The 15677-nt window shown below is 41.9% G+C and carries 13 protein-coding genes; 11 read left to right on the top strand and 2 right to left on the bottom strand.

Annotation, left to right across the window (positions count from 1 at the left end):
• Nucleotides 1-63 precede the first annotated feature (63 nt).
• From LV85_RS04010 to LV85_RS04060, 11 genes are all read left to right on the top strand, one after another.
• The gene (locus tag LV85_RS04010) at nt 64-1707 is read left to right on the top strand and encodes a TldD/PmbA family protein (protein WP_111316900.1); all 1644 of its coding nucleotides are present in this window, start codon (nt 64-66) and stop codon (nt 1705-1707) included.
• 16 nt (nt 1708-1723) lie between these two features.
• The gene (locus LV85_RS04015) at nt 1724-3061 is read left to right on the top strand and encodes a TldD/PmbA family protein (protein WP_111316901.1); all 1338 of its coding nucleotides are present in this window, start codon (nt 1724-1726) and stop codon (nt 3059-3061) included.
• A gap of 106 nt (nt 3062-3167) precedes the next feature.
• Nucleotides 3168-3785, top strand: coding sequence for a DUF4159 domain-containing protein (locus LV85_RS04020; protein ID WP_111316902.1), 618 nt, complete (start codon nt 3168-3170; stop codon nt 3783-3785).
• On the top strand, nt 3782-4786 hold the full coding sequence (locus LV85_RS04025) for an AAA family ATPase (RefSeq protein ID WP_394336108.1): 1005 nt from the start codon (nt 3782-3784) through the stop codon (nt 4784-4786). The genes LV85_RS04020 and LV85_RS04025 overlap by 4 nt, the downstream gene beginning before the upstream one ends.
• Nucleotides 4773-5642, top strand: a complete 870-nt coding sequence (locus LV85_RS04030) for a DUF58 domain-containing protein (RefSeq protein ID WP_111316903.1) — start codon at nt 4773-4775, stop codon at nt 5640-5642. The genes LV85_RS04025 and LV85_RS04030 overlap by 14 nt, the downstream gene beginning before the upstream one ends.
• Nucleotides 5642-6814, top strand: coding sequence for a BatA domain-containing protein (locus LV85_RS04035; RefSeq protein ID WP_111316904.1), 1173 nt, complete (start codon nt 5642-5644; stop codon nt 6812-6814). The genes LV85_RS04030 and LV85_RS04035 overlap by 1 nt, the downstream gene beginning before the upstream one ends.
• Nucleotides 6811-8979, top strand: coding sequence for a hypothetical protein (locus LV85_RS04040; protein ID WP_111316905.1), 2169 nt, complete (start codon nt 6811-6813; stop codon nt 8977-8979). The genes LV85_RS04035 and LV85_RS04040 overlap by 4 nt, the downstream gene beginning before the upstream one ends.
• Nucleotides 8976-10598, top strand: coding sequence for a hypothetical protein (locus LV85_RS04045; RefSeq protein WP_111316906.1), 1623 nt, complete (start codon nt 8976-8978; stop codon nt 10596-10598). Before LV85_RS04040 ends, LV85_RS04045 begins: the two co-directional genes overlap by 4 nt.
• Nucleotides 10599-10754: 156 nt before the next feature.
• Entirely contained in the window at nt 10755-11210 is a 456-nt protein-coding gene (locus LV85_RS04050) for a YHS domain-containing (seleno)protein (protein ID WP_245942137.1), read from the top strand.
• 3 nt (nt 11211-11213) lie between these two features.
• Complete coding sequence (locus tag LV85_RS04055) at nt 11214-12284, top strand: ATP-grasp domain-containing protein (RefSeq protein ID WP_111316908.1); 1071 nt, start codon at nt 11214-11216, stop codon at nt 12282-12284.
• 109 nt (nt 12285-12393) lie between these two features.
• Nucleotides 12394-12891, top strand: a complete 498-nt coding sequence (locus tag LV85_RS04060; RefSeq protein ID WP_111316909.1) for a DinB family protein — start codon at nt 12394-12396, stop codon at nt 12889-12891.
• 36 nt (nt 12892-12927) lie between these two features.
• Here the strand turns inward: LV85_RS04060 and LV85_RS04065 are convergent, their stop codons facing one another.
• Nucleotides 12928-15198, bottom strand: coding sequence for a xanthine dehydrogenase family protein molybdopterin-binding subunit (locus LV85_RS04065; RefSeq protein ID WP_111316910.1), 2271 nt, complete (start codon nt 15196-15198; stop codon nt 12928-12930).
• A gap of 11 nt (nt 15199-15209) precedes the next feature.
• Nucleotides 15210-15668 (bottom strand): (2Fe-2S)-binding protein, encoded by a 459-nt coding sequence (locus tag LV85_RS04070; protein ID WP_111316911.1) that lies wholly within the window; start codon nt 15666-15668, stop codon nt 15210-15212.
• Nucleotides 15669-15677 lie beyond the last annotated feature (9 nt).

The following is a 15677-nucleotide window of genomic DNA, read 5'->3' on the forward strand; positions in this document are numbered from 1 at the left end:
CAGGTTCCTTTTGATTGCCCCGATACAAATCGGGGGGATGACCAAAAAAACAATTATTAACACATGAAAAGAAGAGATTTTATCCACCTTTCCGGAATGGGGCTTGGAGCCCTTGCCACTTCCGGATTAGTCATGATGGGAAATCCTGTCTCGGCTGAGCAATTGCTTGAGCCGGGAATGGATCCTGCGGCTAAGAAAGTACTTTCTGACATTGCGTTGAATGCCGCCCGATCCAAAGGCGCTACCTACACAGATGTTCGTATTGGAAGATATTTGCGCCAAAATGTAAGTACACGAGAGAAAAACGTACAAAACATCTCAAATTCTGAGACCTTTGGTGTGGGTATTCGAGTGATTGCTAATGGCACTTGGGGCTTTTCGGCAACTTCGGATGTTACCCCAGATGGGATCAAGAGTTGCGCAGAGACTGCAGTAGCTATCGCAAAAGCGAATTCTAAATTGCAAAAGGAGCCTGTAGTCCTAGCGCCTGAGAGCGGGCACGGAGAGGTGACTTGGAATACCCCTATCAAGAAGAATGCAATGGAAATCCCTGTGAAGGACAAAATTGATCTTCTTCTGAAAGTGAATAATTCAGCCATGGAGAATGGCGCTGCCTTCGTCAACTCAGCCTTATTTGTGATCAATGAGCAGAAGTATTTTGCATCCACAGATGGATCCTATATTGATCAGGATATACATCGTATCTGGCCGACCTTTTCAGTGACTGCTGTGAACAAAGGCGCAGGAGGATTTAGAAGTCGACAGGCTCTTAGTGCGCCGATGGGTATGGGTTATGAGTACCTGGATGGCCTAGCAGAGGATAAAATCATGAATCCTGCAGGCTTCAATAGTTACCGAAATTCCTATGATATGGTAGAGGATGCTATTAATGCCGCCAAGCATTCCAAGGAAAAAATTACTGCAAAATCAGTTATTCCAGGTAAATATGATTTAGTACTGGATCCAGATCACTTGGGTCTTACTATTCATGAATCCGTAGGACACCCGCTGGAACTGGATAGAGTGTTGGGTTATGAGGCAAATTATGCTGGAACCAGCTTTGCTACTTTGGATAAATGGAAATCAGGAGATTTCAAATATGGATCTGATAAGGTAAATATCGTCGCTGATAAGACGCAGCCTTTTTCTCTAGGGAATACAGGGTATGACGATGAAGGAGTGAAGTGTAAAGAATGGGATTTGATCAAAAATGGTATTCTGGTAAACTATCAGGCAATACGGGATCAAGTGAAAATCTTAGGGGAGAATGAGTCCAACGGTTGTGCATTTGCCGACAATTGGAGTTCTGTTCAGTTTCAGCGTATGCCTAATGTTTCATTGAAGCCTGGTACAGAGAAATTGAGTTCAGCGGAAATGATCAAAAACGTGGAGAAAGGTATTTATATCCTTGGTCGAGGATCTTATTCCATTGATCAGCAGCGTTACAACTTCCAGTTTGGAGGTCAGTTGTTCTACGAAATCAAGGATGGAGAAATTACGGGTATGCTCGAAGATGTAGCTTACCAATCCAATACCCAGGAGTTTTGGAATTCTTGTACGCAGATTTGCGACAAAGATGACTACAAGTTCTTTGGGTCATTCAATGACGGCAAAGGTCAACCTTCACAATCATCAGCAGTTTCTCATGGCAGTTCCACTACCCGTTTTGACGGAGTGAACGTGATCAATACGGGAAGAAACATTTAACCTCAACGCGGACATTATGGCCATATTAACTAAAGAAGAAGCAAAGAAAATTATAGACAAGGTACTTTCCTATTCCAAGGCGGACGAGATGGAAGTATCTATTTTCGGAGGAAAAACTGGTAACATTCGTTATGCCAGAAATACAGTCAACACAAGTGGAGAGACAAATGAGATACGTTTGTCTGTAAATTCAGTATTTGGTAAAAAAGTAGGATCATCATCTACCAATGAGCTGGATGATGCCTCTCTGAAAAAGGTGGTAGCACGTGCGGAAGAAATCGCAATGCTTGCTCCTGAGAATCCAGAGTACATGCCAATGTTAGGTCCTCAGGTTTATCCTGAAACGGCTACTTTCAGTTCTTCTACCGATAAGATCACCCCTGAATTCCGTGCGAATTTAGCTTCGGACAGTATTCAGGTGAGTGGTGGAGGAAATCTTACTGCAGCAGGTTATCTAGAGGATTTCTCAGGATTTACAGCTATGGGGAATAGTAAGGGGCAATTTGGGTACAATACCAGTACCTCTGTAGATTTCTCAATTACGGTAAGAACATCCGATGGAACAGGGTCTGGATATGCAATACGAGACTTCAATGATGTCAATCTTCTGAATTCAAAGGAGGTGACAAGTATAGCTATGCAGAAAGCACAGGCATCTGCAAACGCGCAGGCAATAGAGCCAGGCAAATACACGGTTATTCTTGAGCCTACTGCTGCAGGAGATCTATTGGGATTGCTTACGAGAGGTTTTGATGCTCGTAGTGCAGACGAAGGCAGAAGCTATATGAGTAAGAAGGGTGGAGGTACGCGGATTGGAGAGAAATTATTCGATGAGCGGGTTACTATCATTTCAGATCCCTTCAATACGGAAATTCCAACATCTCCTTGGGATGGAGATGGTTTGCCAAAGCAAAAAACTACCTGGGTAGAAAATGGCGTAGTGAAAAACCTAGCTTATTCTCGCTATTGGGCAGAAAAGCAGGGGGTAAAACCACTTTCCAGTGCTGGGGGAAGAGGATTTGGTGGTGGCGGATATATTTTCTCCGGAGGAGATGAGTCCATTGCAGATATGATTAAAAGCACCGAAAGAGGCGTGCTAGTTACCAGATTTTGGTATATCAGAGCTGTAGATCCTCAGACCTTGCTATTTACTGGATTGACTAGAGATGGTACTTTCTACATAGAAAATGGTCAGATCAAATTCCCGGTTAAAAACTTCCGTTTCAATGAGAGCCCGATTATTATGTTGAACAACATAGAAGCTATGGGTAAGCCTCAGCGAGTAGGAGGAAGCCTGATCCCACCTATGAAGATCAGAGACTTTACCTTCACCAGCTTATCTGACGCAGTTTAAATAAGTATTCAGTGATCAGTAGCAGTTTGCAGTCCTAGCTTGACTGCAAACTGTTTACTGACTACTCCCTGCGAAGTACCTTGCAAACTGAACACTAATCCTTAAAATGCAACCTTTCTTTTTCACTAGAATCAAATACAATTCCGGCAATTGGGATACAGATCAGCGTATGCCTGTCAACTTGCTCAATTCGCTGGTGGAATACACAACCATTCCAGTGGATGAGAAAGAAAAAATAGTAGAGTTAAGTAGCAAGGAGATTTTCAAAAGTCCTTTTTGCTATATCAGTGGACATAAGTTGGTGGAGTTTTCGTCTGAAGAGCGACAGAATTTCAAGACTTATGTGAACAACGGAGGTTTCGTCTTTGCTGATGATTGCAATCATGACATAGATGGGCTTTTCGCAAAATCCTTTGAGGCCGAGATGGCCAAGACTTTTGGAGAAGATGCGCTCCAAAAAATACCCAATAACCACCCCATATATTCCTCTTTTTTTGAATTTGAAGATGGGCCTCCAGCTACATCATTTGAACTCAATGGTTGGGGAGATGATCTGATTCATGATTACTTGAAGGCGATTGTTGTAAATGGAAGAATAGGAGTTCTTTATAGCAACAAAGATTACGGCTGTGAGTGGGATTATGACTTCAGAAATAAACGATTCTTAAAGGTTGATAATACCAAGTTTGGTGTCAACATAGTGGTTTATGCATTAACACAATGATTTTGGAAAAAACAGATTTAGCAGCCTATAAAGAGCTAGTGGATAAAATCCCCTTGCTCAAGAAAGAAATAGCAAAGGTGATCGTCGGTCAGGAGTCTGTGATCGAAGAAATCATCATCACTTTACTAGCTGGTGGACATTGTTTGCTAGAGGGAGTACCAGGATTGGCAAAAACGCTGATGGTGAATTCCCTTTCTCAGGGAATGGATATGAACTTTAAGCGAATTCAATTCACTCCCGATTTGATGCCTGGGGATATCCTAGGAACAGAAATCTTAGAAGAGGACCATGTGACAGGTAAGAAGTTCTTTCAGTTCAATCGTGGGCCGATCTTCGCTAATATGGTTTTGGCTGATGAGATCAACAGAACTCCTTCCAAAACCCAAGCTGCCTTGCTAGAAGCTATGCAAGAGAAGGTGGTCACTTATGGCGGGCAGCATCATCCGCTACCAGATCCTTTTTTGATTATCGCTACCCAAAATCCAATTGAGCAGTCTGGAACCTATCCGCTGCCAGAAGCACAACTAGATCGCTTTCTTTTATACATCAAATTGGGTTATCCTTCAGAGAGGGAGGAGTTGGAAGTGCTGGAAAAAACTACAGGAACTTACAAGGGCAAACCTGAGGTAGTCTTCAGCGGTACAAATGTGAAGACTTTGCAGAAGCTCACAAGAGAAGTACATATAGATTCTAATTTGCTTGCCCATGTCAATAAGTTAATTCGAGCTACAAGGCCTGATCATTCAGAAATACAGTCGGTTATAGATTACGTAGAGTGGGGTGCAGGCACCCGTGCTGGACAGGCTTTGATTCTTTGTGCCAAAGCTAGGGCGCTGGTGAAAGGACGCTTTGCGGTCACGCCTGAAGATATCAAGACACTGGCTTATCCCGTCTTGAGACATAGACTATCTCTACACTTCAGAGCAGAAGCTGAGAACGTACAGCCTGACGCTATCATTACCAAAATCCTTGAAGCATTACCAATCCATGCAAGCAAGTAACCTGGAGATTATCAAACTCAAAAACCTAAAGTTGGCTGCTAAAATCATCAGCGAACAACTCAAGCATGGGGTACACCTAGGCAAGCGCGTGGGCGTCGGTTCTGAGTTTGAGCAGTACAGGTATTATGAGCCGGGTGATGATCCCAAGAGGATTGACTGGAAGTACTTTTCCCGATCCGGTAAGCATATGATCAAGGAATCACAGACAGAAAGCCATTTGCATGTCCGTATGATGCTGGATCTCTCTGGATCGATGAATTACGAAGAGGAGGGGATCAAACGCCTTGATTACGCTAAAAACCTTATCGCCTCACTTTCTTTCCTAGCACATCAGCAAGGGGATTCTTTGACCTATTTCACTTTTCAGGATGGAAAAATCGAGCAGAAGGTATCGGCATCCCCGAAGTCATTCCAACGCATATTGTATTACTTGGAATCCGAAACAGCAGCAGGAACCTGGCCGACCTTAAAACAGGATTTTCCTGTTTTGAAAAGCAAGCAACGGGAATTGATTATTCTGGTATCTGATTTTTTGCAAAAGGATAGGGAATGGCTCGACCTAGTGGAGCAAATGAGGCATCCCAAAAAAGAGATTGTGCTGTTTCAGATACTGGGAAAACAAGAAGAAAAATTTGATCTAAAAGGCAATTTTAATTTTCATGATTTGGAATCTGATCGTACCATTATTCTGGATGGAAAAGCGATAGAAAAAAGCTATAACGATTCTATAAATACTTATTTATCAAATTTTAAGAAGTCTTTACTTCTACCTCAAGTTCATCTATTTCAAGTTCGATTGACAGATTCAATCGCTGGAGTAATCAGTAAGTTCCTCGCAGAAAGATCCCTATCCTGATGCAGTTTCTCCAACCCATTTTGCTTTGGGGATTGCTTGGAATATGCATCCCAATCCTTATTCATCTTTGGCGGGGAAAGAAAGGTCAAGTCATGTATTGGGCGGCCATGCACTGGCTTTCCACACAGGAAAGCTCAGTGGCTAAAGGGGTTCGATTGGAAAACATCTTGGTGCTACTACTAAGGATACTAATGCTAGTCTTGCTGGTGTTTCTGCTAAGTCAGGTCTTTATTCCATCGCTAAGCAAGGTCTCTGAGGAGAGAATTATTCATCTGGTACAGCCGAGTATTCAGATTAGCCAAGAGTATAAATTCGAATTGCAGCAGGCCTTGGAAAAGGACGAGGAACTGTATTGGGCTGATGAGAATCTCACAGAAATTGAAGACTTAGATGAGTTAAATCTAGCAGGAAGAACTGAAGATATTCAAGCGGCACTTAACCAAATTCCTTATGAGGCTACCCAGCTTAATTTGTATTTGAGCAACTCTCAAAACAACATAGGGTCTAAGAATTACCTCAGTAAAATCAAACCAAGACTTTTTTTGGGCTCAGCTGACTTGAAGAATTCATCACCACAGGTTATATCAATTGATGGAATCAAAACGATGGAGTTGAATCAAAATGGCCTTTTAGATTCCATTGCAGATGATCAATCGAGTGCTGATGGGATTAATTTGGAGGAGCGTGATTTCGCTTTCTATATGGGTAATGTATCCACATCTGAGCGTCTATTCATCAAGGCTTCACTCGAGGCTATCCAAGATGTCTACGGATTTGATTTTGTTGAAAATGAAGAGCTGGATGAGGCTAAGCTAGTTTTTGATCATGAACTTCCAAAAGGGAAAGACAGCGAAAAGCTCTACATTATCTCGAATAATTTCACTTTCTCAGAGCAAGCAAATTTGGTTTCTTTTTCGGATGAACTGGACTTTGAGCATTCTGAATTAGTACAAACAGGGAAATTACCTGAAGTTATTTTAGAGAGATTCCTAGCCTATTCTGGGCTTGAGCAGCAAGATGTGAAGTTGAGCCAAACTCAGCTTGAAAGTAGATTTTTGGTAGATAAGCCCAAAAACCAAAACAAAAAGGCAAATCTCAATTTGATACTCATAGGATTATTTTTGCTCTGTTATGCCGCAGAGCGTTACTTCGCAAATAAACAAGCGATATGAGTACCATTGAAAGCTATATCGCCAAAATTGAGCTACAGTTGCGTGTGCAAACTGGCTTGAAGGCTTTATTGATAAGTTTATCGCTGCTGGTATTTGGATATATTTTCACCTCTGCCCCTGCAGCAATCATAGTTCTAACTGTCCTTGGGTTTTTCGTTGCTGGATACTACTTGGGCTTATTTGTGAGACAGCGGCAAAAAGCTATTCAGATTCTTCATGAGCGATTTCCAGACTTGGAATTCAGTTTAGAACTCCTTGAGAAAGCGGACAAAAATATAGCAGAACAACTTCAGTGGGAGCGAGTGAATGCTAATTTTAAGGGTGGGGAAGTCCAACTTTGGTACAAGAATATCTGGCCATTTTTGACCGCATTACTTATTATGTCTGGAGTTTATGGACTGTCACAATTGAACCTTTCAGAAAGAAAGCCTGCTCAGATTCAGGCTAAAATGGAAGATAAGGTAGATGCTATTCCAGTAATAAATCTACCTGTGGAGATGAGTACAGTTGAAGTTTCCATCAAGCCTCCAGCCTATACAGCTTTACCAAATATCATTCAATCAGAACTTTCGATAAAGACTATTATTAGATCTGATATTGAATGGCTTGTGAGCATGAGTAATATTGAAGATGCCTCATTGGAATTGATTAATTCGAATGGTAAAAGTCTGCCTTTTTCTAAATCAGGAGAAAAATTTATTCTTAAGGACAAGGTTATAGGCTCTGGTATTTATGCACTTCGGGCGATAAAAGATCAGAAGGTTGTTTACGAATCTGATTATTTTCCACTGGAGGCAATTGACGATTTTGCGCCCCTGATCCAGCCAAGCGAAAAGGAGCTTTATAAATACCACTTCATCAAGGATCCACAAGTCATGGAGGTGAAAGCCAAGGTGTCTGATGATTTCAAAGTGATGGAAGTTTACTTGGTCGCTACATTGGCTAGAGGCTCTGGTGAGAATGTCAAGTTTCGAGAGAATCGCATTGCTATACCCTCACAGAATTTCAAATCCAAAGAGCTATCTGTTGCTCTGGATTTGAATGCATTTGATTTCAAGCCTGGCGATGAGTTGTATTACTACTGGGCAGCTAGGGATAATCGTTCTCCTGAACCTAATTTCTCTCGCTCTGATACTTATTTCCTCAACTATGTGGATTCTTCAGGGATTCAGGAGGAGGAATTAATTGGGATGGCGATCCATGTCATGCCCGAGTATTTCCGTAGCCAGCGGCAGATTATAATCGATACAGAAAGCCTTATTGCTGCCCAGAAGAGTAAGTCTGAGAATGAATTCAATTCTGCTTCCAATCTAATCGGTAGCGATCAGAAGCTGCTTCGGATGCGCTATGGTCAATACCTTGGTGAGGAGAATTCAGAAACTAATAACGGCTCGGAGCCAGTGGATTTCCTAGCGGGTCACGATCATGATCATGCCCATGAAGCCGGTCATGTCCACTTAGTAGATGAGCCTGAAAAGGTTAAATCAGATAGCAGCGCTCAAAAAGTTGTGTCAAATGACCTTGAGGATGGAATGGGAGGGCTTATGAGTGCATTTCTCAATAAAAGTCAGACCACTACACAAACTAATCTAAATGAGAATTCCTCGATGAACCTGCTCAAACTTGCCTTAGAGCAGATGTGGGAATCTGAGTTGCACCTTCGGCTTTTTGAACCAGAAAAAGCGCTACCCTTTCAGGAAAAGGCGCTGGAATATCTGAAAACTGTTCAGCAGAAGTCAAGAGTGTATGTAAAGCGATCTGGTTTTGATCCGCCGCCGATCAAGGAAGGAGAAAAGCGCTTGACGGGTGATCTGGATAAATTGAAAAATCAGATTGAAATCGAGCAAATAGCATTGACAAGGAACTTGGCTCCTCTAGCTGCTCAGGTACTTGGCTTACTGCCAAAGGCTCAACTTTCGGCTGTTGATAAAGCAGCAGTGCAAAAACTAGGCGAACTCTGGACTACACGCATGAATTATTCCGGAATTCAGGATTGGTCCGTTTTACTTAGACTGCAAGAGTTGAATGCTGGCAAAATTACAGAGGAGGGCAAGAGTGAATTGTTTCAGAAACTATATCCTCTGACAGCCCAAACTGAGGGTGTGAATGCCTCCTCACTCAAACAAAAAGAATTAGAAAAAGCCTTTTGGAACAAGTTGCAATGATTCAGATCGAACCTTTGATTTCCTGGACTTGGACATGGCTATTCGCTATAGCGATTATCCTTATTTTGGGTGTTCAGCTATTCTGGATACTTCAGGCAGAATTGAAAGCTTCTAGAAAAGTGATTAAAATCGCTTTGAATACGCTGTTTTCAATTGTTTTGCTTGCTTACCTTTTGCAACTAACTTGGACTTCGGATAGGCCAGAAGAAGCAGTGCTGCTACATTCTTCATCTAGTACAAAGGAGAAAGTACGCTTTTGGAAAGACAGCTTGGGAATCAAAAAATCAGTGGATATCAAGAATTACCAAGGGGAGGGGAATCCTCTTTATTTACTGGGATCTGACTTTTCAGAGCTTGAATTATTGAAATTAGGAGATCGGGATATTCAATGGGTTTCAGATGTCGAAGAAGGCGAGATTTCATTTCTGGAGTGGAAAGGGATACTTCGAAAAGGAGAAATGCAGAGGCTGAGGGGCAGAATAGCCTCAAGCGAATCATTGAAAATTTCCCTTTCTCAGCAAGGAGAGATCTTAGATGAATCTCAATCAGAATTAAATGAGGGCACATTTCAACTTGAATTTCCAGCAAAAGTTCTGGGTAGGAATCAGCTGGACTTGATGGTGAATGATAGCCTATACGGCAGCATTAACTTCTTTGCGCGTCCAGCCAAAGCAATTCAATACAGTTTGCAATTTGCTTTTCCTGATGCTGAAATCCGGAATTTAACTCAGTTCTTGATCAACTCTGGAGAAAAGGTCAATGAGAGTATCGACGTATCAATAAACTCAAGAATAAGCTCAGGAAGCTCTGCCTCCGATTCCCTTCAGTTTCTGATCATCGATCCAGCTCAGCTCAGCAAGAAGTCAACACAAGAGGCAATTGAAAATGGAGCCTCCGTCTTGGTGATTAACCTCAATGATATTGGCAAGGATATCCCAGCAGTCAATAAGGCCTTTGAAACCAAATTCAACGTGACGCGAAGCACGCCTGAAGAGAGTAGAGAAGTTGAGACTGATTTGGATGCTTATCCATACGAGTTCGAGTCAGTGATCGCTCAAAAACAACTTTTTGAAAATGCCTTTGCTGTACAGCAAATCGGAAACGCTAAGCTGGGAGTAAGTTTATTGGGTAAGACTTTTCCAATCAAACTAGCAGGAGATAGTCTGAGGTACCAAGCTATTTGGCAGAAAATATTAGGAGCAATGATCCCTCAGGAATCAGGCTCCATCGAGCTAAATCAGCCTATTTTTACAGGAATTCGAGCTGATATTCAGTTGAACCAACAGAAGTTCAAGGAGGATTTTGTAAGTGTTGAATCTGATTCAATCTTTCTTCGACCATCACTTGTCAACCCTTTTTCTAAAACTGCTGAGTTTGTAAGTCTGGACTCTGGATGGGTTTCTTTATCTGATAGTCTAGAATACTACAGCTATACTGATAATGAATGGCCAAGTCTTCAGTCCTCTAAAATGCGTGCTGATTTCTTGAGCGCAAATTCGCAATCTGATAGATCTTCAGCAGCTTTAGAAAACCATCAAAAGATTTCTGATTGGATCTGGTATGGGTTGTTTTTATTGGTCTTGACGCTGCTATGGCTTGAGCCTAAGCTTTTGAAATGAGTCTAGTTTTCAATGTTTTTTGCAGCTCATTTGAATTATAAGGGATATTTTCTACAATTTGTCTTAATTGTGACATTAAAATCCAGCCTGATTGGATTGATTTGAGTTAAATAGGAAGAGGCTGATTGTTTGATCAGCTAAAACCTAAAAAAGGATATGATGAATGATTATATAATAAAGGTGATGCTCAGTGTTGTGTTAATGCTATTGGTGGCTGTGGCTTATGCACAAAAACCGGAAGTATTTTCCAAAGATGAGAAAGCTATTGAAGGATATGATCCAGTTTCATATTTCACGGATTCCAAAGCCAGGCTAGGCAAGGACAAATTTACCTTTGTTCATGCTGGAGCCAATTGGTACTTTTCCTCAGAAGAAAATTTAGAATTGTTTCAATCCAACCCTTCGAAATACATGCCTCAATATGGCGGTTATTGCGCCTACGGTTTAGCAAGTGGGTATAAAGCACCTATTTCACCACAAGCCTGGACGATAGTGGATGATAAATTGTACCTGAATTACAATAAGAAAATTCAGGGTGATTGGCTGGCAGATCAAACAGAGAAGATCAAAAAGGCTGATGAAAATTGGCCAAACGTAAAAAATGACCAGTAAAAAATGCAGCTAGTAGCCAAAGATAATCTGGAAATACCGGAGCTAAACTCTACAGATTGGGAAAGGATGCCGGATCCAACTCGAATGACCAATTCATTTGAATTTGGACCTTCTTGGTGGTTTCATCTACCTATGGCATTAATCGGGATTTCATGGGCAATCCGACTGTGGAAAGCCAATTACTTCGCTGCCGCAAACCCAGCTTTGGAAAATGGGGGCTTGTACAACTACTCTAAGTATGCAGCGCAAAATCACTTTCCACAGGCTAATTTACCAGCAACATGTCTGATACATTCTGAGGAAGATATTGAGATGATTATGGAAAAGATAAGCGCTCAAAACTTACAATTTCCTTTTATTATCAAGCCTGATGTGGGAGAGCGGGGAAAGGGAGTAAAGCTAATTCATCAGCAAGAGGATTTAGAAATTTACTTGAAGGAGCAGCCAGTCGAGGCATATTTGATTCAAGGTTTCGTAGCAAAGTCGCAGGAATATGGTGTCTTTTTCTTTAAGAATCCTGCAACTGGAGAGTTGGAAATTCCTTCGCTCACTAGAAAGATTCCGCTTCAGATCCTTGGTGACGGTATCTCTAAGCTTTCTGAATTAATTCAGAATCATCCCCGTGCAAGTCGATATCAAAACCTTATCGAAGTTTCAGATCCGAGCTTTGTCCCGCTGCAAGGAGAACTGATAAAACTTAGTCCCATGGGTAACCACTGCAAAGGGGCGGTTTTTCTGGATTACAGCGCCTATATCAATGCCGATATGATAGCTGCATTGAGAAGAATCTTTGAATCTGTAGAGGGGATCAATTATGGCAGGTTGGATGTGAAAGTAGACCATTTAAGTGATCTTTCTGAACCTGATAGAATTTCCATTTTGGAAGTAAATGGTGCAAATGCTGAGCCTGCTCATCTATATTCCCCAGAGAAAAATTACCATGATGGATTGAAAACCATCAATTCCTATTTCCACACAATGGCGATGATAGCAAAACAGAACTTGCAGGACAGTAGGAATCGATATCGCGAAAGTGATACTTGGGCTAGTTTAATGCAGTATTTGAAAAAGTAAAGACTCGATTACCAGAAAGTATTTTTACTTGTAAACATCAACCACTTGGCCAGCTTGATACTTTGTGTAATTTTAAAAAATCAGAATTAAACCATTATAATAAGTACCTATGCTAGCTCAATTGAATTCAGAAGTTTTAGGAGAATTATCAGATTTTTTGGCCCAATTGAAATCAGAAGATTTTGCCGATCTTTCTCCAGTTTTGAAGACCTCGAGTATAGGCCAGCATGTTCGTCATGTTTTGGAATTGTATGAATGCTTGATTTCTCAGTATGAGTCTGGTTTTGTTTGTTATGACGATAGAAAGCGGGACAAAAGCCTGGAAACAGAGGTAAATATTGCCATGGCTAAGATCAGAGTACTCCAAGCAAATCTTCTTTTGGAGGATAAGGAGATTGTCCTAAAAATGGCTGTTGGCGAAGATTTTGAAATGATCCGGAGTAGCTACAACCGCGAACTATGCTATAATCTAGAGCACTGCATTCATCATCAAGCTCTGATCAAAATAGCCTGTAATCAGCTTGACTATATTACTTTGCCAGATAGTTTTGGGGTAGCCAAATCAACAATTGACTATGTCAAAAGCTTAGAGTCAAGCATTAATTGACATAGTCAAGTCGATAATTTTATTGCACTACAAGAACTACATTCTCAAATTCTTCATGTCAATAAGCTGTGGCTGGAATGGCTGGTCATAAAGCCTTTTGCCCGTTGCCTTGTACAATGAATTGCCCAAAGCTGCAAAAACGGGAGGGAAGAGTGGTTCGCCCAATCCGGTAGGATCTTCCTTATTATCCACGAAGTGAACTTCGATTTTCTTCGGTGCTTCTGAGTGTCGGATCATTCTATAGGTGTCGAAATTTCTTTTGGTAGGAGCTCCGTTTTCAAATGCCATTTCCCCATAGAATGCATTGCCTATCCCATCAATTATCGCCCCTTCACCCATGTTGGCCGCTGCGTCTGGATTTACTACGATTCCGCAATCCACCGCTGCATAGACATTTTCTACCACGGGTTGATTGTCCTTGATACTCACATCCACCACTTCGGCTACATAGGAATTGTGACAGAAATAGGCCGACACGCCTCGGGAAATCCCATTTGGTACGTTAGACCAGTTGGACTTATCCCTCACTAATTCCAGCACTCCTGCATATCGCTTAGGATCATAGTCGTTGTCCTTGCCCACGGGATTTGTTTCTGCTCTTTTCAGCAATTCCAGTCGGAATTCAATTGGGTCTTTGCCCATTTCCTCAGCCAATTCGTCCAGGAAGCTTTGCTCTGCTCCGGCGATAAAATTGGATCTAGGAGCCCTGAAAGCGCCGATAGTAATATTGGATTCTATTTGCCAACCTTCTGCCAGATAATTATCAATTGCCCCAGCTGGGAATCTATTCGCATGAATAGGAGATTCAGGTATTCCCCCTGCCTTCACATGAAGTGCTAACAGGTTATTATTTTCGTCTAATGCAGCCCGATACGTCGCTGAGTAAGTAGGTCTGTATACACCTGCAGTCATATCATCCTCTCGGGTATAGACCATTTTCACTGGAGCTTGAATTCTCTGGGATATCAAAGCAGCCTCAGTCAAATGATGGCTATAAGCCCTACGACCAAATCCTCCGCCCATCCGGGCAAGATTGATCTGAACGTTTTCTTTTTCTAATCCAAGGCTATTGGCTACAGTACCGTGGATAAAATCTGGTATTTGGGATGGACCATAGATAATTGCTTTATCGCCTTTCACATCTGCAAAGCAATTGATTGGCTCCATGGGATTGTGAGCTAAAAAAGGTGCAGTATACGTTCGTTCGATTACTCGGGAAGCTTTCTTAAATGCTCCTTCAGGATCACCGTCTTTTCTAAGAATATTACCTGGTTTGGTAATGTATTCAGCCATTTTTTCAGAATGGGTGGATGAGTTTTCAAGCCCACTTGGGACTTTTACTTCTGAGACATCTGGTCCCCAACCACTCATTTTGAAATTACTCTCGGGAGCTATTTCCCAATCTGCTTTCAATGCTTTCTTAGCCTGCATCACTTCCCATGTGGAATTTCCTACGATGGCGATGATCTCTGGAAAAGTAGTTGTATCAAAAGCATGTCGCTCAAAACCTTCCTTAAACAACTTGATAGAAAAGACGTCCTGAATCCCCGGCAGGGAGGTAACAGAAGCTTCGTCAAAGGACTTTATTTTCATTCCAAAAGCCGGAGGATGGACAATGGCGGCATATTTCATGCCTTCCACTTTATGATCCATTGCGTACATAGGTTTGCCGGTGACTATCTTCGAACCGTCAACATTCTTTTTAGAATTACCAATGATCTTAAATTCTGAAATATCTTTCAGTTTAACTGTTTCAGGATCTGGAGCTTCCAATGTTCCTGCTAAAGATGCTACTTCACCGTAACCTGCTCTATTACCACTTCCCTTATGTTCTAAATATCCTGTATTGGTTGTGATTTCGGTAGCTGGAACATTCCAGGTTTGGGCTGCGGCATTCACAAGTAACTGTCGTGCTGTTGCCCCAGCTGTTCTTAGCGGAACCCAGCCTGATCGAATCCCTTGGCTACCACCGGTAAACTGACGTTCAAATCGCTTAGGATAAAAATCTGCCTGCTCTACAAATACGTTCTTCCAATCCACATCCAGTTCTTCTGCTAGAAGCATAGGAAGGGAAGTTTTTACATTTGAACCAAATTCAGGGTTAGGATTAAAAAGCGTAACTGCCCCATTTTCACCGATTTTGATGTAGCTGTTGATTTCAAACCATTCTTTAGGCATGGTGAGAACCTGCTCGGGAGTGGGCTTACATCCTGCCAGCCAACTAAAGCTCAGCATCATTCCTCCTCCAGCAAGTGTGGAGACTTTCAGAAAGGACCTTCTATTTAACTTTTTATCTATTAATGTCATGATCTCGGGATTTAAGCTGATTTAGCGGCAGTTTTGATAGCCGCTTTGATTCTAGTGTAGGTTCCACAGCGGCAGATATTACCGTTCATCGCATTATCGATGTCCTCATCACTAGGACTGGGATTGCTTTTCAAAAGGGCAGTGGCTGACATAATCTGACCTGCTTGGCAGTAGCCACATTGAGGAACATCATGCTCCAGCCAGGCTTTCTGTACAGGATGATCACCATTTTCGGAGATACCTTCTATGGTGGTTATTTCAGTATTTTCTGCAGCCGAAACTGGCAATTGACATGATCTCACTGCATTGCCATTCAGATGAATTGTACAGGCTCCGCATTGTGCGATTCCACAGCCAAATTTGGTGCCGACCAGATCCAGATGATCTCTCAAAACCCAAAGCATAGGAGTGCTAGGATCGACATCTACGTTGAGAGATTTCCCATTGATAGTTAAGTTGTACTGTGCCATAAGTATTGT

The organism is Algoriphagus chordae (assembly GCF_003254055.1).
Taxonomy (GTDB): domain Bacteria; phylum Bacteroidota; class Bacteroidia; order Cytophagales; family Cyclobacteriaceae; genus Algoriphagus; species Algoriphagus chordae.

Coding starts and splice junctions, on each gene's coding strand:
- LV85_RS04010 (WP_111316900.1), top strand. CDS start 64: ATGAAAAGAAGAGATTTTATCCACCTTTCCGGAATGGGGCTTGGAGCC.
- LV85_RS04015 (WP_111316901.1), top strand. CDS start 1,724: ATGGCCATATTAACTAAAGAAGAAGCAAAGAAAATTATAGACAAGGTA.
- LV85_RS04020 (WP_111316902.1), top strand. CDS start 3,168: ATGCAACCTTTCTTTTTCACTAGAATCAAATACAATTCCGGCAATTGG.
- LV85_RS04025 (WP_394336108.1), top strand. CDS start 3,782: ATGATTTTGGAAAAAACAGATTTAGCAGCCTATAAAGAGCTAGTGGAT.
- LV85_RS04030 (WP_111316903.1), top strand. CDS start 4,773: ATGCAAGCAAGTAACCTGGAGATTATCAAACTCAAAAACCTAAAGTTG.
- LV85_RS04035 (WP_111316904.1), top strand. CDS start 5,642: ATGCAGTTTCTCCAACCCATTTTGCTTTGGGGATTGCTTGGAATATGC.
- LV85_RS04040 (WP_111316905.1), top strand. CDS start 6,811: ATGAGTACCATTGAAAGCTATATCGCCAAAATTGAGCTACAGTTGCGT.
- LV85_RS04045 (WP_111316906.1), top strand. CDS start 8,976: ATGATTCAGATCGAACCTTTGATTTCCTGGACTTGGACATGGCTATTC.
- LV85_RS04050 (WP_245942137.1), top strand. CDS start 10,755: ATGATGAATGATTATATAATAAAGGTGATGCTCAGTGTTGTGTTAATG.
- LV85_RS04055 (WP_111316908.1), top strand. CDS start 11,214: ATGCAGCTAGTAGCCAAAGATAATCTGGAAATACCGGAGCTAAACTCT.
- LV85_RS04060 (WP_111316909.1), top strand. CDS start 12,394: ATGCTAGCTCAATTGAATTCAGAAGTTTTAGGAGAATTATCAGATTTT.
- LV85_RS04065 (WP_111316910.1), bottom strand. CDS start 15,198: ATGACATTAATAGATAAAAAGTTAAATAGAAGGTCCTTTCTGAAAGTC.
- LV85_RS04070 (WP_111316911.1), bottom strand. CDS start 15,668: ATGGCACAGTACAACTTAACTATCAATGGGAAATCTCTCAACGTAGAT.